Source organism: Streptomyces sp. NPDC017993, from assembly GCF_044328065.1.
Taxonomy (GTDB): domain Bacteria; phylum Actinomycetota; class Actinomycetes; order Streptomycetales; family Streptomycetaceae; genus Streptomyces.
In genome coordinates this window covers 144,746-167,015 of sequence record NZ_JBIRGO010000013.1, presented here as the reverse complement: position 1 = coordinate 167,015, position 22,270 = coordinate 144,746, and the positions used below count along the sequence as shown (strand labels likewise).

At 70.9% G+C, this 22,270-nt stretch carries 23 protein-coding genes; 11 read left to right on the top strand and 12 right to left on the bottom strand.

Annotation, left to right across the window (positions count from 1 at the left end):
• Positions 1–61 precede the first annotated feature (61 nt).
• Positions 62–283 carry a hypothetical protein gene (locus tag ACH4FH_RS24315; RefSeq protein WP_398557989.1) on the top strand — a complete coding sequence of 74 codons (222 nt, stop codon included), beginning with the start codon at positions 62–64 and terminating at the stop codon, positions 281–283.
• A gap of 129 nt (positions 284–412) precedes the next feature.
• Here ACH4FH_RS24315 and ACH4FH_RS24310 read toward each other — a convergent pair whose 3' ends face one another.
• The 4 genes from ACH4FH_RS24310 to ACH4FH_RS24295 form a co-directional block, all read right to left on the bottom strand.
• A complete protein-coding gene (locus ACH4FH_RS24310) occupies positions 413–817 on the bottom strand; it encodes a VOC family protein (RefSeq protein ID WP_398557988.1) in 405 nt (134 codons plus the stop codon).
• A gap of 86 nt (positions 818–903) precedes the next feature.
• Positions 904–1,842 (bottom strand): beta-ketoacyl-ACP synthase III, encoded by a 939-nt coding sequence (locus ACH4FH_RS24305; protein WP_398557987.1) that lies wholly within the window; start codon positions 1,840–1,842, stop codon positions 904–906.
• A gap of 250 nt (positions 1,843–2,092) precedes the next feature.
• A complete protein-coding gene (locus tag ACH4FH_RS24300) occupies positions 2,093–4,414 on the bottom strand; it encodes a heavy metal translocating P-type ATPase (RefSeq protein WP_398557986.1) in 2,322 nt (773 codons plus the stop codon).
• Positions 4,411–4,611: a hypothetical protein gene (locus ACH4FH_RS24295; protein ID WP_398557985.1), complete on the bottom strand. Its 201-nt coding sequence runs from the start codon at positions 4,609–4,611 to the stop codon at positions 4,411–4,413. The genes ACH4FH_RS24300 and ACH4FH_RS24295 overlap by 4 nt, the downstream gene beginning before the upstream one ends.
• A gap of 298 nt (positions 4,612–4,909) precedes the next feature.
• On the opposite strand from ACH4FH_RS24295, the gene ACH4FH_RS24290 reads away from it, so the two are divergent.
• Together ACH4FH_RS24290 and ACH4FH_RS24285 are read left to right on the top strand one after the other, a co-directional pair.
• Positions 4,910–5,995 (top strand): magnesium and cobalt transport protein CorA, encoded by a 1,086-nt coding sequence (locus tag ACH4FH_RS24290; protein WP_398558057.1) that lies wholly within the window; start codon positions 4,910–4,912, stop codon positions 5,993–5,995.
• Positions 5,996–6,150: 155 nt separating this feature from the next.
• The gene (locus ACH4FH_RS24285; RefSeq protein WP_398557984.1) at positions 6,151–6,690 is read left to right on the top strand and encodes a hypothetical protein; all 540 of its coding nucleotides are present in this window, start codon (positions 6,151–6,153) and stop codon (positions 6,688–6,690) included.
• Positions 6,691–6,882: 192 nt separating this feature from the next.
• Here ACH4FH_RS24285 and snpA read toward each other — a convergent pair whose 3' ends face one another.
• Positions 6,883–7,548: a snapalysin gene (snpA, locus tag ACH4FH_RS24280; protein ID WP_398557983.1), complete on the bottom strand. Its 666-nt coding sequence runs from the start codon at positions 7,546–7,548 to the stop codon at positions 6,883–6,885.
• A gap of 230 nt (positions 7,549–7,778) precedes the next feature.
• On the opposite strand from snpA, the gene ACH4FH_RS24275 reads away from it, so the two are divergent.
• Positions 7,779–8,726, top strand: a complete 948-nt coding sequence (locus ACH4FH_RS24275; protein WP_398557982.1) for a LysR substrate-binding domain-containing protein — start codon at positions 7,779–7,781, stop codon at positions 8,724–8,726.
• A gap of 219 nt (positions 8,727–8,945) precedes the next feature.
• Here ACH4FH_RS24275 and ACH4FH_RS24270 read toward each other — a convergent pair whose 3' ends face one another.
• Positions 8,946–10,004 (bottom strand): glycosyltransferase family 2 protein, encoded by a 1,059-nt coding sequence (locus ACH4FH_RS24270; protein ID WP_398557981.1) that lies wholly within the window; start codon positions 10,002–10,004, stop codon positions 8,946–8,948.
• Between the two features lie 99 nt (positions 10,005–10,103).
• Here ACH4FH_RS24270 and ACH4FH_RS24265 point away from each other — a divergent pair, with 99 nt between their 5' ends.
• The gene (locus tag ACH4FH_RS24265) at positions 10,104–10,571 is read left to right on the top strand and encodes a GtrA family protein (protein WP_398557980.1); all 468 of its coding nucleotides are present in this window, start codon (positions 10,104–10,106) and stop codon (positions 10,569–10,571) included.
• 57 nt (positions 10,572–10,628) lie between these two features.
• Entirely contained in the window at positions 10,629–12,047 is a 1,419-nt protein-coding gene (locus ACH4FH_RS24260) for a hypothetical protein (RefSeq protein ID WP_398557979.1), read from the top strand.
• Between the two features lie 157 nt (positions 12,048–12,204).
• Here ACH4FH_RS24260 and sodN read toward each other — a convergent pair whose 3' ends face one another.
• Entirely contained in the window at positions 12,205–12,600 is a 396-nt protein-coding gene (gene sodN / locus ACH4FH_RS24255) for a superoxide dismutase, Ni (RefSeq protein ID WP_398557978.1), read from the bottom strand.
• A 156-nt stretch (positions 12,601–12,756) separates the two neighbouring features.
• On the opposite strand from sodN, the gene sodX reads away from it, so the two are divergent.
• Positions 12,757–13,233, top strand: coding sequence for a nickel-type superoxide dismutase maturation protease (gene sodX / locus ACH4FH_RS24250; protein WP_398558056.1), 477 nt, complete (start codon positions 12,757–12,759; stop codon positions 13,231–13,233).
• Here sodX and ACH4FH_RS24245 read toward each other — a convergent pair.
• A complete protein-coding gene (locus ACH4FH_RS24245; RefSeq protein ID WP_398557977.1) occupies positions 13,137–13,766 on the bottom strand; it encodes a CGNR zinc finger domain-containing protein in 630 nt (209 codons plus the stop codon). The genes sodX and ACH4FH_RS24245 overlap by 97 nt on opposite strands.
• A gap of 93 nt (positions 13,767–13,859) precedes the next feature.
• Here ACH4FH_RS24245 and ACH4FH_RS24240 point away from each other — a divergent pair, with 93 nt between their 5' ends.
• Positions 13,860–14,621 carry a class I SAM-dependent methyltransferase gene (locus ACH4FH_RS24240; protein WP_398557976.1) on the top strand — a complete coding sequence of 254 codons (762 nt, stop codon included), beginning with the start codon at positions 13,860–13,862 and terminating at the stop codon, positions 14,619–14,621.
• Between the two features lie 117 nt (positions 14,622–14,738).
• Here the strand turns inward: ACH4FH_RS24240 and ACH4FH_RS24235 are convergent, their stop codons facing one another.
• The 3 genes from ACH4FH_RS24235 to ACH4FH_RS24225 form a co-directional block, all read right to left on the bottom strand.
• Complete coding sequence (locus ACH4FH_RS24235) at positions 14,739–15,491, bottom strand: amino acid ABC transporter ATP-binding protein (RefSeq protein ID WP_398558055.1); 753 nt, start codon at positions 15,489–15,491, stop codon at positions 14,739–14,741.
• 47 nt (positions 15,492–15,538) lie between these two features.
• Positions 15,539–16,483: an amino acid ABC transporter permease gene (locus tag ACH4FH_RS24230; protein ID WP_398557975.1), complete on the bottom strand. Its 945-nt coding sequence runs from the start codon at positions 16,481–16,483 to the stop codon at positions 15,539–15,541.
• 64 nt (positions 16,484–16,547) lie between these two features.
• On the bottom strand, positions 16,548–17,522 hold the full coding sequence (locus ACH4FH_RS24225; RefSeq protein WP_398557974.1) for an ABC transporter substrate-binding protein: 975 nt from the start codon (positions 17,520–17,522) through the stop codon (positions 16,548–16,550).
• Positions 17,523–18,048: 526 nt separating this feature from the next.
• Here ACH4FH_RS24225 and ACH4FH_RS24220 point away from each other — a divergent pair.
• The 3 genes from ACH4FH_RS24220 (at position 18,049) to ACH4FH_RS24210 (ending at position 21,102) form a co-directional block, all read left to right on the top strand.
• Positions 18,049–19,272 (top strand): NADP-dependent malic enzyme, encoded by a 1,224-nt coding sequence (locus ACH4FH_RS24220; protein ID WP_398557973.1) that lies wholly within the window; start codon positions 18,049–18,051, stop codon positions 19,270–19,272.
• Positions 19,273–19,416: 144 nt separating this feature from the next.
• Entirely contained in the window at positions 19,417–20,379 is a 963-nt protein-coding gene (locus tag ACH4FH_RS24215) for a zinc-binding dehydrogenase (RefSeq protein ID WP_398557972.1), read from the top strand.
• A gap of 63 nt (positions 20,380–20,442) precedes the next feature.
• On the top strand, positions 20,443–21,102 hold the full coding sequence (locus ACH4FH_RS24210; RefSeq protein WP_398557971.1) for a HutD family protein: 660 nt from the start codon (positions 20,443–20,445) through the stop codon (positions 21,100–21,102).
• Positions 21,103–21,249: 147 nt separating this feature from the next.
• Here the strand turns inward: ACH4FH_RS24210 and ACH4FH_RS24205 are convergent, their stop codons facing one another.
• Positions 21,250–22,131: a hypothetical protein gene (locus ACH4FH_RS24205; RefSeq protein WP_398557970.1), complete on the bottom strand. Its 882-nt coding sequence runs from the start codon at positions 22,129–22,131 to the stop codon at positions 21,250–21,252.
• Positions 22,132–22,270: the final 139 nt, after the last annotated feature.

Genomic DNA, 22,270 nt, shown 5'->3' with positions numbered 1-22,270 from the left:
CCGTTGCCGTTGTGGGCACCCGCCGGTCGGCGCATCGTGGGGCGTAGGGAGGTGCACCGCCATGGAGCACGAGATGCGCGCGGAGTACGAGGAAGGCGTCCTGCCCCGGGCGGACGTCCCGGTCAAGATCTGGCACATGGTCCGGCTGGAGGGGACATCGGCGATGTGCGGACGCGAGCTGGCACCGGCCTCCGCCACCCAAACGGCCGACGCCTGGGGCACGCCCGAGGCGGAGCCGTTCTGCCACACCTGCGGGGCCATGTATCTGCGTGAGGTGCCTTAGCGGGCTCCGAAAGGCTCCGAAGGGCTCCGAAGGGCTCTGGAGGGCCGGAAGGCTGCAGGGCCTTGGGGGACGGCACCGTCCACAGGGCACCGTCCCGTGGTCACCGCCCTGTGGTCACCGGTCCTGTGATCACTGTTCCTGTGGTGCGAAGAGGTCCACGCCGTGGCCGTCCGGGTCGCGTACGACGGCGTAGCGCTGTCCCCAGAACGCGTCCCAGGGGGCCTTGTCGCCCTGGTAGCCGGCGTCGGTGAGTGCGGCGTAGACCTTGTCGACCTCGGCGGGGTCGGCGCAGGCGAAGGCGAGCCCGGTGGGCGCGCCGGCCTCTGGCGGAGTCCAGTCCGGGTCGATGGCACGGGCGGTCTCGTGGGTGTCCCACATCAGCCGCAGACCGCCGGGGAGCGGGGCCTCGGCGTGCGGGGCGGTGTCCGCGTCGGCGGGGATGTCCAGGCCGAGGCGGCGGTAGAAGGCGAGGGAGGCGGCCATGTCGGCGACGGTCATGCCGATGGTCGCGAAACGCGGAGTCGACGTATTCATGCGGCGAGCGTAGAGCGCGGCGCCGGCTGTGGTCTTGAACGCATCGGACATGGCGCCGGGCGGTGCGTGCCGCGGCCTGCCGGGGCTCACGGGCAGCGGATGACCTGGCCCGCGTAGGAGAGGTTGCCGCCGAAGGCGAACAGCAGCACCGGGTCGCCGGAGGCGATCTCGCGTCGCTCGACCATCTTGGACAGGGCGAGCGGCACGGAGGCGGCCGAGGTGTTCCCGGAGTCGACGACGTCCCGGGCGACGACTGCGTTGACCGCGCCGATGCGCTCCGCGACCGGCTCGATGATGCGCAGATTGGCCTGGTGCAGCACGACTCCCGCCAGGTCCTCGGGCCGGACGCCGGAGCGTTCGCACACCTTGCGGGCGATGGCGGGCAGCTGGGTGGTGGCCCAGCGGTAGACGGTCTGGCCCTCCTGGGAGAACCGCGAGGGGTCGCCCTCGATGCGCACCGCGCCGCCCATCTGCGGGACGGAGCCCCACAGCACCGGCCCGATCTGCGGATCCTGCGCGGTGGTGACCACCGCGGCGCCCGCTCCGTCGCCGACCAGGACGCAGGTCGAACGGTCCGTCCAGTCGACCACGGAGGTGAACTTCTCCGCGCCGATGACCAGGGCGTTCCTGGCGGCGCCGGCCTGGATGGCGTGGTCGGCGGTGGCCAGCGCGTGGGTGAAGCCGGAGCAGACGACGTTGATGTCCATCGTGGCCGGGGCCGGCAGGCCGAGCGTGGCCGCGACGCGGGCGGCGGTGTTGGGGCTGCGGTCGACGGCGGTGCAGGTGGCGACCAGGACCAGGTCGATGTCGTCCGGGGCCAGGCCGCTCGTGGCGAGCGCCTTGGCGGCCGCGGCGGACGCCATCGCGTCGACGGTCTCGTCCGCCGCCGCGACATGGCGGGTGCGGATACCGACCCGGCTGCGGATCCAGGCGTCATCCGTCTCGACGATCTTGGCGAGATCGTCGTTGGTGAGCACGGCGGAGGGCTGGTAATGGCCGAGAGCCAGGATGCGTGACCCCGTCATGAGTTCCCCCTGAGCGTGGGCGGGCGGTATTCGACCAGTCTCGCCGGTCCGGGCCGCCCGGCGGTTGCGTGATCCGCCAAGGTTCCGCCGTCAGAACTGGAGACATCCGACCGGCGTACGGCCCTGATGGGCGCCGCGCAGCGTGTATGGGGCACGGCGGCCCAGCCGCCCCGGGGAAGGGGCGGCGGAAGCGGGCGGGCCCCGGCGGTGATCACCGCCGGGGCCCGCCCGTTTTCCCTTTCGTCCCTGGTCAGGACCGGGTGCGGGCTGCGGCCGGGGCCGGCGCCAGGGCCCGGAAGCGGCGCAGTCGCAGGCTGTTGCCGACGACGAAGACCGAGGAGAAGGCCATCGCGGCACCGGCGATCATCGGGTTGAGGAGTCCGGCGGCGGCAAGGGGGATGGCCGCGACGTTGTAGCCGAACGCCCAGAAGAGGTTGGCGCGGATGGTGTTGAGGGTGGCGCGGGCGAGGCGGATGGCGTCGGCCGCGGTGCGGAGGTCGCCGCGGACGAGGGTGAGGTCGCCGGCTTCGATGGCGGCGTCGGTCCCGGTGCCCATGGCGAGGCCGAGATCGGCGGTGGCGAGGGCGGCGGCGTCGTTGACGCCGTCGCCGACCATGGCGACGGTGCGGCCCTCCTCCCGGAGGCGGGTGATGACGGCGACCTTGTCCTCGGGGAGGACATCGGCGATGACGTCGTCGATGCCGACCTCGGCTGCGACGGCGCGGGCGACGGCCTCGTTGTCGCCGGTGAGCAGCACGGGGGTCAGGCCCAGGGCGCGCAGGCTACGGACGGCCTCGGCGCTGGTCGGCTTGACCGCGTCCGAGACCACCAGCACCGCACGGGCCCGGCCGTCCCATCCGACGGCGACCGCGGTGCGGCCGGCCGCGGCCGCCTCGGACGTGGCGGCCGCCAGCTCGGGCGGCAGCTCCGGACCCCACTCCCGGAGCAGCCGCTCGCGGCCGACCAGGACGGTGTGCCCGTCGACGACGCCCCGTACCCCGAGGCCGGGGAGGTTCGCGAAGTCCTCGGGGACCGGCAGCGCGCCGCCCTTGGCCGTCTCGGTCTCCGCCGCCGTGGCGATGGCACGGGCGATCGGGTGCTCCGAGGCGTGCTCCAGCGCGCCCGCCAGGCGCAGTGTCTCCTGCCGGGTCTCGCCGTCGGCGAGGTGCACGCCGGTCAGGGTCATCACTCCGGTGGTGACCGTGCCGGTCTTGTCCAGCACGATCGTGTCCACCCGCCGCGTCGACTCCAGGACCTCGGGGCCCTTGAGCAGGATGCCCAGCTGCGCGCCCCGGCCGGCGCCGACCATCAGCGCGGTGGGTGTGGCGAGGCCGAGGGCGCACGGGCAGGCGATGATCAGGACCGCCACGGCCGCGGTGAAGGCGGCCACCGCACCGGCGCCGCTGCCGAGCCAGAAGCCCAGAGTGCCGACGGCGAGTGCGATGACGACGGGGACGAAGACCGCGGAGATCCGGTCGGCGAGGCGCTGGGCCGCCGCCTTGCCGTTCTGCGCGTCCTCCACCAGGCGCGCCATCCGGGCGAGCTGGGTGTCGGAGCCGACGCGGGTGGCCTCGACGACGAGCCGGCCGCCCGCGTTGACGGTGGCGCCGGTGACGGTGTCGCCGGGGGAGACCTCGACGGGGACGGATTCACCGGTGAGCATCGAGGCGTCCACGGCGGAGGCGCCGTCCACGACCCGGCCGTCGGTGGCGATGGTCTCCCCGGGGCGTACGACGATGTGGTCGCCGACGGACAGTTCGGCCACCGGGACGCGCACCTCGCGGCCGTCCCGCAGGACGGCGGCGTCCTTGGCGCCCAGCTCCATCAGTGCCCGCAGGGCCGCGCCGGCCTTCCGCTTCGAGCGGGCCTCGAAGTACCGGCCCGCCAGGATGAAGGTGGTGACGCCGGCCGCCGCCTCCAGATAGATGCTGCCGCTGCCGTCGGTACGGGCGATGGTCAGCTCGAAGGGGTGGGTCATGCCCGGCATCCCCGCGGTGCCGAAGAACAGCGCCCACAGCGACCAGCCGAGCGCCGCGAGGGTGCCCATCGAGATGAGGGTGTCCATGGTGGCCGCGCCGTGCCGCAGGTTCGTCCAGGCGGCCCGGTGGAACGGCAGCGCACCGTAGGCGACGACCGGGGCGGCCAGGGTCAGCGAGAGCCACTGCCAGTTGGTGAACTGCAAGGCCGGCACCATCGCCATCAAGATCACCGGAAGGGTGAGGGTGAGGGAGACGAGGAGGCGTTGACGCAGTCCGGCGAGGGAGTCGGCCTCCTGGGGTGCGGCCTGCGGGCCGGACGCGTCGCCGGATTCGTCCACCGGGGGCCGGGCGGGGGCCGGCGGTGCGGGCAGCTCGGCGGTGTAGCCGGTCTTCTCGACGGTGGCGATCAGGTCCGCGGTCTCGATGCCGCTGCCCGCGGCCACGGCCACCTTCGCCTTCTCGGTGGCGTAGTTGACACTGGCGGTGACGCCCTCCATGCGGTTGAGCTTCTTCTCGACACGGGCCGCGCACGACGCGCAGGTCATCCCGCCGATCGCCAGCTCGACGCGCTGCTCGCCGATCGCGGTGGTCATGACTGCTCCTCCGTCTGCTGCGGGTGCCGCCCGTGCTCGGTGGCCGGGGCCGGCGTGGCCGGCTGGTGCCGTGCGGGGACCTGCCGGTCGTCCCCATCGTCGCCGATCGCGCGGCCGAGGCCGAAACCGCCGGCGAGGACGACGAGCAGGATCAGTGCGTAGCCGCCGAGCTTGGCCGGGGTGGTCAGGGCCCTCATGGCGTACTCCTCATCGCGAGCCTCCCGAATACCGAGGACGACGGCGGCGGCCGGCGTCCACTGTGGAGAACGATATACCCCCTAGGGGTATTCCGCGAGCGACCGGCCACCGGTCGGACATGCCGCCCCGTGAGGGAGTGGTGGGTCTCGCGCTCGGCCCGCGGGGCGCCGTCACGTGGGCCGGCGGGAGGCCGTTCTTCGATCTCTATATCCGCTCATGTCGGGATTCCCGGGCGCAAAAACCGGGGCTCCGCCGTACCGCGGACGAGCCCCGGCGCGCCATACTGGCGGGGTGTCGATGATCAGCAACCTCCGCAAGGCCGTCCGGCTGCCGCAGCCGCGCAGCCATGGAGTCGACCTCAGCCACCCGGCCCGCTCGCCGTTGGGTACCGCCGTCGTGAACTGCGCGGTCTACGTCTCCGGCATACGGCAGAGCGGCGACCACCCGGCCGACGACGCGATCCGCCGGGTCCGCAAGTCCGGCGACGGATTCGTGTGGATCGGCCTGCACGAGCCCACCGAGAAGGAGTTCGCCGGGATCGTCGAGCTGTTCGGGCTGCACCCGCTCGCCGTCGAGGACGCGGTCGACGCCCACCAGCGGCCCAAGCTGGAGCGCTACGACCAGTCGCTGTTCACGGTCTTCAAGACCGTCCGCTATGTGGAACACGACCAGCTCACCGACACCAGCGAAGTGGTGGACACTGGCGAGATCATGGTCTTCACCGGTGCCGACTTCGTGATCACGGTGCGGCATGGCGGGCACGGCTCGCTCGGCCCGCTCCGTGAGCAACTGGAGAGCGTCCCCGAGCAGTTGGCCCTCGGCCCGTCCGCCGTCCTGCATGCCATCGCCGACCTGGTCGTGGACGACTATCTGGATGTCACGGCCGCCGTGCAGGACGACATCGACGACGTCGAGAGCGAGGTCTTCTCGGTCCGGGGCGGCGGCGGAGCCGGCCGGATCTACCAGCTCAAGCGCGAACTGCTCGAACTGAAGCGGGCGGTGGCCCCGCTGGACCGGCCGATGCAGACGCTGGCCACCCAGCCGATGTCGCCGGTCGACCCGCGGATCCAGACCTACTTCCGGGATGTCGCCGACCACCTCGACCGGGTCACCGAACAGATCACCGCCTTCGACGAGCTGCTCAACTCCATACTCCAGGCGCATCTCGCCCAGGTCACCGTCGCCCAGAACGAGGACATGCGCCGGATCAGTGCCTGGGTGGCCATCCTGGCCGTACCGACCATGGTCTGCGGCGTCTACGGCATGAATTTCGACCATATGCCGGAAAAGCACTGGACGTTCGGCTATCCGCTGGTGATGACGGTGATCGTGACCGCGTGCTGGGTGATCCACCGCGGCTTCAAGCGCAACGGCTGGCTGTAGGCAGGTCGTTACCGGGGGTGCCGCTCGGACCGGCGCCGGCAACGACCGGCCCGGAGATCACCCGGCCGCGTAAGCTTCGACACGTCTCCGGCACGGCCGCGCCACGGGTTGCGCGGCACGGACGGAGGATGCTGACCGGTAGAACGGGAGGGCCCATGGCAGAGGTGTTCCTACGGCGGCTGACCAGGTGGCAGGCGGAGACCCAACGGGAGTCCGTCGCCGATCTGTACGCCGCGGCCCACCCCGATCCGGTGTCCGGCGAGAGCCCCGGGCGCGAGGAGTTCCTGCGCCGGTTCGCCGAGCACGACGTCCAGCGCCCCGGCTTCGAGATGGTCATCGGCAGCGACCCCGCGCTCGCCGGATGCTGCTACGGCTATCCCCTCGACCGCGCGGACGACTGGTGCCGCGACCTCGCCGGCGACGTGCCGGACGCGCTGCGCGAACAGGGCGCGGCGGGACGGCTGTTCCTCGTCGCCGAACTGCTGGTGCTGCCCGCTCACCGGCGCACCCGCGTGGCCACCCGCCTCCAGGAGACGCTGCTGATGCGCAGCAGCGCCGCGCGTGCGGTCGCCTTCCTCGCCTCGGACAACGCCCCGGCCGGGGCCGCGTTCCGTTCGTGGGGCTGGGAGCCGGTGGACCGGCCGGGGCGGCCCGCCGAGGCCGCCCGTGAGGTGTGGAGCCGGGCCCTGCGGTAGCGCCTCGGTGCCGCCCGGCCCGCCGGGCGGCACGGCGCGCGGACACACGCGAGCGGCGGGGCCCGGGAAGGGCCCCGCCGCATGCGGGTTGGAGAGGGCCGGCCGCCAGGTACCGGCCCTCGTCAGCCACCGGCCGTCAGCGTGTCCTGACCGTGGTCGCTAGGTCAGGGCGGCGCGGGCGGTCGCCGTTTCTCAGGCGGCCTTGCCGAAGCGCAGGCCCGCCAGTCCGTTGGCCCACAGCTGGTTCACCTGGGCGCGCTCGTTGGCGTCCGGCTGGGCGTTCTGGCACGAGGTGCCGGGGCCGCCACCGGACATCAGCTCGCTGCAGGGGCCCTCGTAGTGGTCCGGCAGACCCAGCACGTGCCCGGTCTCGTGGGCGGTCACGCGGGTGGAGTTGTACTCCTGGTTCTGCTGGTAGTCCAGGAACACGTAGCCCCGGCCGTGGCCGTCGGTGCTGGCGTAGGAACCGCGCGGGTCGTTGCCCTCGCGGTACTGGAAGTCGCCGCCGCTGCCTGCCTGCAGCTTCACGTTCGACACGGCGCTGTTCCAGATCGACGCGCTCTGCGATATCTGGTTGGCGAAGGTCGGGGCGGCGCTTGCGTCGTAGGTCACGGTCACCGAGGCCGCGTCCGGGTGCGCCTTCATCTTGGCCTTGGCCGACTTCATCACGGCCTCGAAGAACGCCCTGGTGTCGGCCTTCTCGGCGGCCGAGCCGGTGTACGCGGCGATCGAGGCCCGCGTGCTGTGGGAGGAGGAGGGGGAGGAGGGGGAGGCTGCCGAAACCGGTGCCGCTGCTGCGAGCGCGGCAACGAGGCCCAGGCCGAGCGCCGCCGACAGCGCCGTCTTGGGAGATCTCATGTGGGGGCTCCTTTGTTTCCGAGAGCCGTACGGTCGCCGTGTGGGGCGGCGACCGGGGCCCTGCGGATTCCTTGGTGCCCCGAGTCTGGGGGGAGTTCACCCGTCAGGCGGAGATACCAGATGGTGATAGGACGAGCCAATACCCCTGAGGGAAAATGACACTTGGCGCAGGTGGAAGAGTCTGGTGTGACGTATGCCCACGTCGTTATGCTCCCGATGTGGAGCTTGAGGTGAGGCATCTTCGCGCAGTGTGCGCCATCGCCGACTCCGGCAGCGTACGCAAGGCGGCCCGGCAGCTGGGCATGACCCAGCCCTCCTTGACGACCCAGCTCCACCGCATCGAGAAGGCCCTCGGCGGCCAGCTGTTCTTCCGCGAGTCGAGCGGTAGCCGCCCCACCCCGCTGGGGTACTCGGTGCTCTGCCGGGCCCGGCCGATAGTGGCGGAGATGCGGGCGCTGGTCGAGGAGATCGCCACGGTCTCGGTGCGCGAGAAGGGGGCGCGGCTGCACATCGGCAGCACCAACAGCCGCGCTGTCGCGGGCTGGTTGCGCAGGCTGCGGGTGCGGCTCCCGGAGACCGACACCACGATAAGGACCGATGTATCCGCCAATGCGCTGCTCCAGATGGTGGCGATGGGACAGCTCGATGTGGCGTTCGTGCACGAGGTCGAGGGGGCGCCGCTACGGGTCCCCGAGGGACTGGTGGAGCATGAACTCATCGCCAGGGAACCGCAGTTCATCGCGATGTCCGACAGCCACCCCGCGGCGGCGCGGACCGTGGTGCGGGTCGATGACCTGGCCGACGACCAGTGGATGGTCGACCCGACGGTGGACGGCGAGTGGGCCGGGCTGCGCCGCGTCTGGGCCGCCGCGGGCGTCAAGCCGCGGGTGGTGCACGGCGATTACCTCACCGCCGTGGATCTCGTCACCGCCGGCGAGGTGATCACCCCCTGCCAGCCGACCGCGCGGCCCCGGCAGGGCATGGCCATCCGCCCGCTGCACGGCGACCCGCTGGCGGTGCGGCTCTTCATGGCCTGCCGTCCCGACGGCAGCCCGGCCGCTCCCGCCGATGCCCTCTTCGCCGACCTGACCTCGTCCTACATGGAGATCGCCTGGTCGAGCGCGGCGTACCGCGACTGGCTCGTCCGGCATGACGGGCCGCTGCCGGTCGGCACCTAGGTTGTGTCCGCAGAGTCCCTTCTGGCTCGCGGCGCCTGGCACGCACCCTCGCTGCGTTGTCGGGATCTTCCCGGTACGCCCAGTACCGGGAAGACCCTCCGCCTTGCGAGGGCACGCACCAGACACCGCGAGCCCCGCCCTCCGGGCGGACGGAGGGACTTTGCGGACACAACCTAGGGCGTGTCCCGGGGCGCCTTCCTCCGGCCGCGGGCGGCACGGTCATGACGTGCCGGAGATCTCCGGGGTCGGGACGGGGCCGCCGTCGGCGTCGGGGCCGGGGGCGGCAGCGGGGGCGGGGGCAGGGGAGACGGGCGCGGGAGAGACGGGCGCGGGGCCCGGTTCGGTGCGGCGCGGTGAACGCTCCGGTGCCGGATAGGCGAGATGCACCAGCCGCGACTGCTCCTGACGCATGTACATAACCGATTCGAGGATGTACCCGACGAGCAGGACCAGCGCCGCGGTGCTCATGATCGCGGCCGCGAGGATCGCGGTGGGGAAGCGCGGCACGGTGCCCGTGCCGATGTAGTCGAGGATCACCGGGATGCCGAGAATGATCGCCAGCAGGGCGAGCAGACCCGCGACCGCGGTGTGCACCAGCGAAGGCCGCTCGCGCCGCGCCAGGTTGAGGATGACGCGCAGGATGCGCCAGCCGTCCCGGTAGGTGCGCAGTTTGCTCTCGCTGCCGGCCGGCCGGTCCTTGAAGTCGACGGGGATCTCGGCCGTGGGGAGCCGCAGGATGAGCGCGTGGACCGTCATCTCGGTCTCGGTCTCGAACTGGCGGGAGAGTGCCGGGAAGGACTTGACGAAGCGTCGGGAGAAGACCCGGTATCCGCTCAGCATGTCGGTCACGTCATTGCCGAAGAGGGACCGTACCGCCCCGGTGAGCAGCTTGTTTCCGACGGCGTGGCCCGTCCGGTAGGCACCGTCGACCGTCTCGCGGCGGACGCCGAGGACCTGGTCGTAGGGCCCCTCGAACAGCAGGTCCACCATCTCGCGTGCCCGGGACGCGTCGTAGGTGTCGTCCCCGTCGATGATGAGCAGGGCGTCGGCGTCGACATCGGCGAAGGCGCGCCGGATGACGTTGCCTTTCCCCTTGCGGCGCTCCTCGCGGATGATGGCGCCCGCCGCACGGGCGACCTCCACCGTCCGGTCGGTGGAGGCGTTGTCGTAGACGTAGATCTCCGCCTCGGGGAGCGCGGCCCGCAGATCGCGCACCACCTTGCCGATGGCCGCCTCTTCGTTGTGGCACGGCACGACGCAGGCGATCGTGGGGCTCACAGTCTCTCCTCGGATGAATCGACACCGGCCGTAATGGTCAAAATATGGCATAGCGCCGCATAGTCGGCGAGGGGAGCGTGTGCTGTTACCGTCTGTTCCGTGTCGTTTCCCGGGTCCTTGACGCTGCGTATGGGGGACGCCCTCCGGGGCATCTGGCGCGAGGCCGCCAAGTTCGGGGTCGTCGGAGCGCTCGCCTTCGTGCTGGACAACGGGGGTTACAACCTGCTGGTCTTCGGCCTTCCCGGGGGCGGTGGCGGGCCGATGGCGTCAGGGCCCGTCCAGGCGTCCGTTCTTGCGACGGGTGCCGCGACGATTTTCAGCTGGGTCGGCAACCGCTACTGGACCTACCGCCGACAGCGTCGGGAAAAGATCTCCCAGGAGCTGACGCTGTTTCTCATCGTGAACATCATCGGCCTCGTCATCACCGCGGGCACCGTCTTCCTGTCCCGGCACCTGCTCGGGCTCGACTCGGCCCTCGCCGACAACGTCGCCCGTGTCTTCGGCTGGGTCCTCGCCACGCTGTTCCGCTTCGTCACCTACCGGCGCTACGTCTTCGTCGCGCCCTGATCCGGCCGGGCGGGCACGCCGGGCGCGGTCCGGCAGCCGCTGTTAGCATCCCGGCATATGGGACATCTGCGATGGATTCGGCGTGAACGGCGCTGGTCCTGGGCTCTGGCGCTCATCGCCACGGCCTGTTGCCTGGTCACCACCGCCACGTTCTCCCCCGGGTTCGTGAGCGCGGACACCCTTTCCCAGCTCCGGCAGGCCCTGGGCCGGGAGCCGCTGAGCGACTGGCATCCGCCCGTCATGAGCCTGGTGTGGCAGGGGCTCATCGCGGTGACGGGCCTCCCCGCGGCCTTGGCCATCGTGCAGTCCGTCCTCTTCTGGGCGGCACTCGGGACGATCGCCTGGTGCGTCTGGGAGGCGACCGCGAGCCGGCCGAAGTCCCTCGCCGTGCTCGGCCTCGGGCTGACTCCCCAGGTCCTGACGTTCGTCGGTGTGGTGTGGAAGGACGTCCACATGGCGATCGCGCTCCTCGCCACCTGCGCGGTCGCGTTGGTCGGGCGGCGTCTGCCGGCCGGCCGCCCCGCCCTGCGGTGGACCCTGCTGGGGCTCGGCGTGCTCTTCCTCGTCTACGCGATCCTGGTGCGCAAGAACGCCGTCTTCGCGGCGATTCCGGTCTTCCTGCTGCTCGTCCTCGCGCTGTGGGGCCGCCCCGGACGCCGGACGTGGCTGGTGTCCACGGCGGCCCTCGTCGTCGCCCTCGTGGTGCCCAGCGTGGCCGTCTCGGCCTTCGCGCGGCCGGTGCAGTTGAGCCAGGGCTCGCAGATCCTGCTGGACGATCTCATCCACGTCGTGCCCGTGCGCGAGCTGCGGACGGCGGATGTGTCGCCGGAGCTCCGGGGCCGTCTGGTGGCCGCGGCGGAGGAGTGCCACCGCATCAAGTCCCTCTCCAACTCCTACTTCACCTGCTACGACCCCGGCCCGAACGGGCTCGCCGCGGACGCGGACCAGCTGATGTCCTTGTGGGTCAGCAAGATGACCGGCGACGTGCCCCTGTATGTCCAGTACCGCCTGCAGGTCTTCTCGGAGCTGCTCTTCAAGGGCCGCTACGAGTACCAGAACGGGGTCATGCCGAACGAGCTGGGGCTGCGGGTGACGAACCCCCGGCTGGAGGCCACACTCCAGAACTACATCGACGCCGCGGTCCGGGACCTGTCGTTCCTGTTCGCGGGGTGGTTCTGGCTCGGCGTCGGATTGGTGCTCGTGTTCCGTCCGGGCCGGGGGAAGTTCTCGATGCCCGTCCGGGCGCTGGCATTCAGCTCGGTGGCCTATGTGGTCGGATACCTGCCGATCATGCCGGCGACGGACTTCCGCTACGTCTACTGGCCGGCGATCGCGGGCACGCTCGGCCTGCTGCTCGTCTGGGCCGGTCGCGGCACGCCACCGCCCGCGTCCCACGCCGACTCGCGGGCCGGCAGCGACCGGCAGGCGCAGCCGGCCCGGCCGGCGGACCCCGAGAACGAGCCGCTGCCCAACTGACCCGCCCACGGGTGCGGCCGTAAAACGGCCGTAAAACGGCCGCACCCGGACCGTCACGGACTCCCTGTGGGGCGTCCGGCGGGCCGGGTGCGGACAGTCCGAACCCTGCGAAACCCTGCGAAGAAGGTAACCGCAGGTCAGATCGCCTGATGAAGGATCAGGCCTTCTTGGTCTCCCAGAAGATCTTGTCGAGCTGGGCGATGTAGTCCAGCGCCTTCTGGCCGGTGGCCGGGTCGTTCGAGCCCTTGGCGGCGCTGAGCGCCTTGAGGGTGTCGTTGACCAGCTGGTGCAGCTCCGGGTACTTCTCGAAGTGCGGCGGCTTGAAGTAGTCGCTCCACAGCACCGAGACGTGGTGCTTGGCCAGCTCGGCGCGCTGCTCCTTGATCAGGACGGCGCGGGTGCGGAAGTCCGCATCCTCGTTGCCCTGGTACTTCTCCTGGACGGCCTTGACCGACTCGGCCTCGATACGGGCCTGGGCGGGGTCGTACACGCCGCAGGGAAGGTCGCAGTGGGCGCTGACCTTGACCTTGGGGGCGAACAGGCGGGAGAGCATGTTCAGTCCTTCCTCGTGATCGTCTTCTCAGGTGCGAGATTACTCGGTGGGGGAAGCCTTTTCGCGGGTGCCCCGTAGGTCTTAGGGCAAAAGTCCAGTGCCAAGGTGGGGCGGATGGAGGATGGACCGGTGAGCGGGTCGGACCGGAGGGACGGGATGCCGGAGCGGGTGGAAGAGCGCGGACCGGAGCGGGAGCGCGGCGAGGATGCGGGGCCGGCCGGCGGACGGGGCGGGCCGCTGAGCGCGTTCGGGCTGGCCGAGGTCTACAACCCCTCGATGGTGCCGACGCTCCAGCCGGGCGATCAGCTGGTGGTGCAGTACGGGGCGCCGGTGCGGCCCGGCGACGTGGTGGTGCTGCGGCATCCGTTCCGTCAGGACCTGCTGATCGTCAAGCGCGCCGTCCGGCGGCAGGACGGCGGCTGGTGGGTGCAGGGCGACAATCCGTACGTCCGGAACGACAGCCGGGAATTCGGTGCCGTTCCGGACGATCTGGTCATCGCCCGCGCCTGGGTCCGGGTCCGGCCGCCGCGCGGGATTCAGCGGTCGCCGAGGGCGCTGCTCTCCTGGGCCCTCTCGGCGGTCCGGCCGGTGCGGGCGGACCGGTCGCTCTCCAGGCGCTTGCGGGCCCGGTAGGCGGCGACGTTGGCGCGGGTCGCGCAGCGGTCGGAGCAGTAGCGCCGGGAGCGGTTGGTGGAGGTGTCGAGGTAGGCGTTGCGGCACGGCCGCGCCTCGCAGATGCCCAGCCGGTCGACGCCCAGCTCGGTGAGGTGGAAGGCCAGGCCCATGCAGGCGGTCGCGGTGTAGCCGGCGGTGGCGTTGGCGGCGTGGTCGGCGATGTGCAGGTGCCACTTGGGGCGGCCGTTGTCGTCGCGGAACTCGTGGCCGGAGATCTGCGGGCTGACCGGGAACTCCATCATCAGCGCGTTGAGCAGATCGACGGCGAGCACCTCGTCGCCCTCGTCGGCGGCCTCGAAGACGGCGCGCAGCCGGGCGCGGACCGCCCGAAGCCGGGTGACGTCGCTGTCCGTCGCGCGCCTGGCGGCCTGCTGTGCCGGGCCGAAGAGTTCGCGTACGGCCTCGACCGAGGTGAGGCTGTCGCCACCGCGCTCGGGCTGCTCGGTGTTGACCAGCCGCACGGCAAAGTCCGAGTAATAGGCCAGTTCCACTTGTAGTCCTTACCAGGGGCGGTCTATGGTGCGGAGTGCGTGTTCGTAATGGGTGGTTTAGCTACGAGGGTATTACGGGCTGAAGGGGATGCGATGACCGAGACCATTGTCGGCGCCGACTGGCAGGCGTGGCAGAACAGTTGGGACCGGCAGCAGGAGTGGTACATGCCCGACCGCGAGGAGCGGTTCCGGGTGATGCTCGACATGGTCGAGGCGCTGGTGGGCCCCGAGCCCCGGATTCTGGATCTCGCGTGCGGTACGGGCAGTATCTCCGACCGCCTCCTCAAGCGGTTCCCGAAGGCGGAAAGTGTGGGCGTCGATCTGGATCCGGCGCTGCTGGCCATCGCGGAAGGCTACTTCGAGGGCGAGCCGCGGGTCCGTTTCGTACGGGCCGACCTGAAGGACCCGGAGTGGACGTCCCGGCTGCCGCACGACTCCTACGACGCGGTGCTCACCGCCACCGCACTGCACTGGCTGCACACCGAGGACCTGCGCGCGCTGTACGGGCAGCTCGGCGGACTGGTGCGGGACGGCGGCGTCTTCATGAACGCCGACCACATGCCGGAGGAGGCAACCCCGCGGATCAACGCCGCCGACCGGGCCCTGCGGCACGCGCGGATGGACCGGGCCAAGGAGGCCGGCGCGGTCGACTGGGCCGCGTGGTGGCAGCTCGCCGCCGCCGACCCGAGGCTGGCGGGCCCGACCGCGGAACGCTTCGAGATCTACGGCGAGCACGCCGACGGCGACACCCCCTCCGCGCAGTGGCACGCCCAGGTGCTGCGGGACTCCGGTTTCGCCGAGGCGCGGGCGGTGTGGCGCTCCCCGTCGGACGCGCTGGTGCTGGGCCTGAAGTGACGTCGGGCCGCCCGGGCACGGCGTCAGCCGGCCGGGCGGCGAAGGACAGAAGGCGGTACGCGGACCCTTCCGGGGCGCGTACCGCCTTCGTCTTGTCGTGCGCCGGGCGCCCGGCGCTCAGAGCACCTTGGACAGGAACGACTTGGTGCGTTCGTGCTGGGGGTTGCCGAGCACGTCGCGCGGGTGGCCGGACTCCACGACCACGCCGTCGTCCATGAAGACCAGCGAATCGCCGACCTCGCGGGCGAAGCCCATCTCATGGGTGACGACGATCATCGTCATGCCGTCCGCGGCCAGGTCCTTCATGACGTCCAGGACGTCACCGACCAGCTCCGGGTCGAGCGCCGAGGTCGGCTCGTCGAAGAGCATCAGCTTCGGCTCCATCGCCAGCGCACGGGCGATGGCGACCCGCTGCTGCTGACCGCCGGAGAGCTGCGAGGGGTAGTTGCCGGCCTTGTCGGCGAGGCCGACGCGGTCCAGGAGCTTGGTCGCACGCTGCCGGGCCGCGGACCGGGACTCGCCCTTGACCTGGACCGGAGCCTCCATGATGTTCTCCACCGCGGTCATGTGCGGGAAGAGGTTGAAGCGCTGGAAGACCATGCCGATGTCGCGGCGGCGCGCGGCGACCTCGCGGTCGCGCAGCTCGTGGAGCTTGCCGTTGTGCTCGCGGTAGCCCACCAGCTCGCCGTCGACGGACAGCCGGCCGGCGTTGACCTTCTCCAGGTGGTTGATGCAGCGCAGGAACGTCGACTTGCCGGAGCCGGACGGACCGATCAGGCAGAAGACCTCCTTGGGCGCCACTTCGAGGTCGATGCCCTTGAGGATGTGGGCCGCGCCGAAGGACTTGTGGACGCCCTCGGCCCTGACCATCGGGACGCCGGGCTTGCCGGCCGTCTTGCTGAGGCTGTTCTTGCTGGTCATCCGGCACCTCCGGCGGAGCGGTTGAAGCCGCCGGACAGCTGCGCCCTGGCGCGCTGGAGCGGGGTGAGGGGGAGCTGGCGGCTGGAGCCGCGGGCGTAGTAGCGCTCCAGGTAGTACTGGCCGATGCTCAGGACGGTGGTGGCGATGAGGTACCAGGCGGCGGCGAGGATCAGCATCTCGACGACGACGCCGGAGTCACGCCCGACATTCTGCGCGGCCTGCAGCAAATCGTAGTACTGGACGGCGATGACCAGTGAGGAGGTCTTCAGCATGTTGATGACCTCGTTGCCGGTGGGCGGCACGATCACCCGCATCGCCTGGGGCACGATGATCCGGCGCAGCGTCTTGCCCTGGCTCATGCCCAGCGCGTGTGCCGCCTCGGTCTGGCCCTCGTCGACGGCGTTCAGGCCGGCCCGGCAGATCTCCGCCATGTACGCCGCCTCGTTGAGCCCGAGGCCCAGCAGCGCGCACAGGAACGGGGTCATGAAGTCCGACCACTCGTCCTTGTAGATCGGCATGACGTCGATGTACCGGAAGACCAGGCCGAGGTTGAACCACAGGAACAGCTGGACGTAGACCGGCGTGCCGCGGAAGAACCAGACGTAGAACCACGCGACCGTCGAGGTCACCGGGTTCTTGGACTGGCGCATCACGGCCAGGATCACACCCCCGACGATGCCTATGATCATCGAGAGCACGGTGATCAGCAGGGTGTTGCGCAGGCCCTTGAGGATGTCCCCGTTGAACAGGTACTGGGGAATGGCATCCCAGTTGACGTTCCCGGAGGCGAAGGCCCGGCCCAGCAGCGCGAGCACCGCGAGCACGGCGACCGCGGCCACCCAGCGCCCGTAGTGGCGGACGGGTATCGCTTTGATGGGCTCGGGCTGGGGCGGCGGAGCGTCCGCCGGCGGCTGTGCCGACTTGTCGACGTCAACTGACACGGGTGTTGCCTTTCAGCGTTCGGCGGGAGTTGCGCGGTGAGCGGGGAGCGGGACTCGTGACGGCTCAGGAGCCGCCGTTGAGCTTCACTTCCTTGACCCCGGCGTCCTTGACGTCCCACTTCTTGAGGACCTTGGCGTACGAGCCGTTCTTGATCGCGTTCTCCAGGGCCGCGCTGAGCGCGTCGCGCAGCTGGTCCTTGCCCTTGGGCACCGCGATGCCGTACGGCGCCGCCTTGAGCGGTGCGCCGCCGACCATCTGGAAGTCGTTGCCGTTGCCGGAGACCTTCACCGCGTACGCGGCGACCGGGTAGTCACTGGAGACGGCGTCCACGCCGCCGGTCCGCAGCCGGGTCTGGGCCTCGGAGTCGTTGTCGAAGGCCTCGATGCCGATGGCCGGCTCGCCGTTCGACCCGCACTTCTTCGACTTGTCCTTGGCCAGGTCGTGCGAGACGGTGCCGCGCTGCACCGCGAGCTTCTTGCCGCAGAGGGCTTCCCAGCTGTCGATGCCCTGGGTCTTGCCCTTCTGCGTGTAGAGGGAGACGCCGACGTTGAGGTAGTCGACGAAGTCGACGCCCTCGCCGATCTTGTTGCCGGTGCTGCTGTCCACGCCTTGCTGGCGTTCCTTGGTGTCCGTCATCGCGGACATGGCTATGTCGTAGCGCTTGGACTTCAGGCCGCCCATGAGGGTGTCGAAGGTGGCGTTGTTGAAGTTGAGCTTGATGCCCAGCTCCTTGCTCATCGCCTCCGCCAGATCCGGGTCGATGCCCACGACCGCGCCGTTCCTGCGGAACTCCACCGGCTTGTACGTGATGTCCGAACCGACCTGGAGCATGGCCTTCTCCTGGACGTCCTTGGGGAGCATCTTGAAGAGCGGCGCATGCGTGTTGCGGTTCTTGTGCGCCTCGCGTTTGGCGATGGCCGCATCCGTCTGGTCGCCGCAGGCGCTGAGCAGCATCAGCGAGGCGGCGACCGCGGTCGCCGCGGCCACGGCTGAACGAGACCTGCCGGCGGCCGAGCGACGGGTGGAGCGTGCGGTCATGCTGATCCTCCAGCGGATGGGAGTAGCCGACGGGCAGGGGCCGGGCACACCCCATTGAGCGTCGCGACCTCGGTTGGTTACGGAATCTTGCCATCCGTCATCCGGAATGCGGACTGGTCAAGAGGTCAAAATCGGATAACGGACGCGCAGGGTCCTGTCTGGGCCATATGGCGCAAGGGTCCGGGCCCCGCGGAGGGGGCCGATAGGGCGCCAGGAGCGCCTCTGGTGTCTCGGAATCCGGACAACGGAGGGCGACTCCTCTGCGTTTTTGTGCATTTCGCCGTTATTGTCAGAGCTCTGAACCGGAGGGTAATGAATCTGACTCGTCGAGCCCCGCGCCCGTCCGGTAGAAAGGTTCGTTACACCCCTCATCCGGGGCTCAGGGCGCGTGTGCGGCGCGCCCGGCGTCCGTACCTCCCCCCGCGCGGCGGCTATCCGCCTCGCAGGGCGCGGACGCGGTGCCCGCCCACCCCTTAACCAGGGAGTGGTCACCCTCAACTGATTTACGATTAAAGGGGTTGGACAAGTGGCAGCGGAGATCGTCAATCCTCGCAGCGACAGCAATACGGGCGCGGGCTCGGTCAGTGCTCCCGACGAGTACTTCGACCCGGCCTTCGCGCTGCATCGCGGCGGCAAGATGGCCATCCAGGCGACCGTTCCGGTGCGCGACAAGGACGACCTGTCCCTCGCGTACACACCGGGCGTCGCCAAGGTGTGCAGTGCCATCGCCGACCAGCCGGACCTCGTGCACGACTACACCTGGAAGTCTCAGGTCGTCGCCGTGGTCACGGACGGCACAGCGGTGCTGGGCCTGGGCGACATCGGCCCGGAAGCCTCCCTCCCGGTGATGGAGGGCAAGGCCATTCTCTTCAAGCAGTTCGGCGGCGTGGACGCGGTGCCGATCGCGCTCGGTACGACCGACGCCGACGAGATCGTCGAGACCGTCGTGCGGATGGCGCCGTCCTTCGGCGGCATCAACCTGGAGGACATCTCCGCTCCCCGGTGCTTCGAGATCGAGCGCAAGCTCAAGGAGCGGCTGGACATTCCGGTCTTCCACGACGACCAGCACGGCACCGCCGTGGTCACCCTGGCCGCCCTGCGCAACGCCGCCAAGCTCACCAACCGTTCGCTCGGCCAGCTGCGCGCGGTCATCTCGGGTGCCGGCGCGGCCGGCGTCGCCATCGCCAAGATCCTCGTCGAGGCGGGCATCGGCGACGTCGCGGTCTGCGACCGCAAGGGCGTCGTCTCCGCGGACCGCAATGACCTCACGGACGTCAAGCGCGAGGTGACCGGCTTCACAAACAAGGCGAATCTGACCGGTTCGCTGGAGGTCGCGCTGGACGGCGCCGATGTGTTCATCGGGGTCTCCGGTGGCACGGTCCCGGAGTCCGCGGTGGCCACCATGGCGAAGGACTCGATGATCTTCGCGATGGCCAACCCGAACCCGGAGATCCACCCGGACGTCGCGCACAAGTACGCGGCCGTGGTCGCCACCGGGCGCAGCGACTACCCGAACCAGATCAACAACGTGCTCGCCTTCCCCGGCATCTTCGCCGGTGCGCTCCAGGTGCGGGCCTCGCAGATCTCGGAGGGCATGAAGCTCGCCGCGGCCGAGGCGCTGGCCGCCGTCGTCGCCGACGAGCTCAGCGCCGAGTGCGTCATCCCCTCGCCGTTCGACGAGCGCGTCGCGCCGGCGGTGACCGCCGCCGTGGCGGCTGCCGCCCGCGCCGAGGGCATCGCCCGCCGCTGACCGCGGCACAGCACCAACGGGCCGGGCCCGCACCTCTCACAGGTGCGGGCCCGGCCCGCTGTGTGCCAAGGGCCCGCCGGGGCGCGGCGCGTGTCACACCCGTGCGTGGTACCGCAGCACGCGGCCGCGGCCTACTTTGGGATCATGTTTGCTGCCTACGCCGCCCGCATCGATCGCGACCAGCCGCTCAGCGGCCTCGAACTGGGGGAGCGCCCCGCCCCCGAGGAGCGCCCCGGCTGGACGACCGTCAACGTCAAAGCCGCCTCCCTGAACCACCACGACCTGTGGTCGCTGCGCGGGGTGGGGATCGGCGAGGAGTCGCTGCCGATGATCCTCGGTTGCGACGCCGCCGGAACCGACGCGGACGGCAACGAGGTCGTCCTGCACTCCGTCATCGGGCAGACCGGCCACGGCGTCGGCCCCAAGGAGAAGCCCTCCATCCTCACCGAGCGCTACCAGGGCACCTTCGCCGAGCAGGTCACCGTCCCCACCTGGAACGTGCTGCCCAAGCCCAAGGAACTGTCCTTCGCCGAGGCGGCCTGTCTGCCCACTGCCTGGCTGACGGCGTACCGGATGCTGTTCACCAACGCCGGGGTACGGCCGGGCGACAGCGTGCTGGTGCAGGGCGCGGGCGGCGGCGTGGCCACCGCCGCCATCGTGCTGGGCGCCGCGGCCGGACTGCGGGTCTTCGCCACCAGCCGGGACGAGGCCAAGCGCAAGCGCGCCGAAGAGCTGGGCGCGGAAGCCGCCTTCCCGAGCGGCGAGCGGCTGCCGCAGCGGGTGGACGCGGTGATCGAGACGGTGGGCGCGGCCACCTGGTCACACTCCGTCAAGTCGCTGCGCCCCGGCGGCAGCCTCGTCATCTCGGGCGCCACCAGCGGCTACCACCCCGAGCGCACCGAACTCAACCGGATCTTCTTCCTGGAGCTGAAGGTCGTGGGCTCCACGATGGGCAGCAAGGAGGAGCTGGCGTCGCTGCTCAGCTTCTGCGCGGCCAAGGGCATCCGGCCGGTCATCGACTCGACGCTGCCGCTGGACCGGGCGCGCGAGGGCTTCGAGAAAATGGCCGAGGGCGATCTGTTCGGCAAGATCGTGCTGACGGTCTGAGTCCGACGGTCGGACGGTCGGACGGGTCGCGGCGACGAAGGGGACGGATGGCGGGTGGTGGGCATGGGTGAGACGCGGACGGGTCCGCCGCGGATCCTGCGGGCGGCCGAGCGGACCGCCGCGCCGTGGAGCAACGGCGGCGGGGTGACCCGCGAGGTCGCCGTCCACCCGCCGGGGTCCGGCTGGGACGCCTTCGACTGGCGGGTCAGTCTCGCCGAGGTGACCCGGGACGGGCCCTACTCGCCGCTGTCCGGTGTCCAGCGGATCCTCACCGTCGTCGAAGGCGCCGGCACGGAGCTGACGGTGGACGGCCGTACCCACCTGCTCACCGGCCGCTTCCGCCCCTTCACCCTTCCCGGCGACGCGGTCACCGAGGGCCGACTTCCGGCCGGCCCGATCGTCAACCTCAATGTAATGCTCCGGGACGGGCGTGCGGCGGCGACGGTGGAGATGGTGCGAGGGAGGCGGTCGGTGCCGGCCGTGCCAGGGAACGGACCGGATGTCGGAGGCGGCCTCGTCGGTCTCGTCATCCTCGTTGTCGCGCTGGAGGGCGGCACGCGGCTCGTCGGCGCCGCGGAGCCGGTCCGACTGGAGCGGTTCGACGCGGCCCTGCTCACCGGCGAGGGCGCGGACGGCAGCGGTCCGCATCCGGCCCCGCAGTGGGAACTCCACACGGACGGGGTCGCGGCGCTGATCACGATGGCTCCGGCCGGACAGCTCTGACGCGGCGTCGGCAGCGCTGACGGTTTGGAGACGGGCGCGTGACCCGGTCTCTCCCGGTGCGGTGGCGTGGCCGGTTCGTGTCCCGCCCAGGCCCGCCCCTCACCGGACCGCAGCCCGAACCCTCCCGCCCCGCCGGTACGGCGCTCCCTACGGATAGCCGACCTTCACCGCCCCGATCCCCAGCGTGCTGTGCCGCGGCAGATAACCGGCCTCGAAGACCGCGCCCAGGACGGGCTGGAGCAACTGCGCCAGACGCTCGGCGCGGGAGTGGCCCAGGGCCCGCCAGGGCCCTGCCGCCAGACGGTCCGTCATGCGCTCGATCTCCTCGCGTTCCTTGTGGGCGCGTTCGGTCGCGCTGCCGTCCGGGGCGATCCAGCCGCGGGCGGCCAGGCGGTGCCGGGCGTCGCTCCACTCCTGCGCGCTCCAGCCGCGCCCGGCGAAGCCGGCGCCCGGGGCGGCGCCGATCGCGGCGAACGACACCAGCGCCTCGCACGGATCCAGACCGCAGGTCAGGAGCGCCGCCAGATGGCCGTCGCCGCGGTGCTCGCGCAGGACCGTCGCCGCCTGCCAGAGCACCAGGTGGGGCGAGTCCGACCAGGGCAGATCGCGGTTGGCGGCCGCCAACGGCCGGGCCGCGGTCCCGGCGTTCTCGGCGGCCTGGCGTGCCAGCCGGGCCGCCTCGGTCAGCTGCGCGGTGGTCAGCCGGTCACCTATGAGGGTGGTCAGGGTGCGGTCCACCGCCAGCAGCCGTGCGTCGAGCACCTTGGCCGGTTCTGCGGTGGTCCAGATCCGCGGCACGTACCGGGCGATCATCCGCGGGCTGAAGCTGTAGAACGTCGCGGCCACCAGCTCGGGCCCGGCGGCGCCCAGCGGCGCGGTACGCCAGGCGAAATAGCTCGGCCACCGGGAGGACACGTCGAAGCCGAGGTCCGACGCGACCTGCCGGGCCTCGGGGGCGAAGTAGAGAGCGGCGTGCAGGGGTTCGAGCTGGTGCCACATCCGACGGGCGACCGGCGGGTAATCCGACATCGCTGCTACCTCATGGCCTTCACGATGTGTGCAGACAGGGAGAGTTGACCGTAGACCGGAACGCGGCCGTCGGTGGGCGGAATCGGGTGGCCGAGGGCCCCGGCTCCCGGTCCCGGACGAAGAACCGTGCGAAGAACTG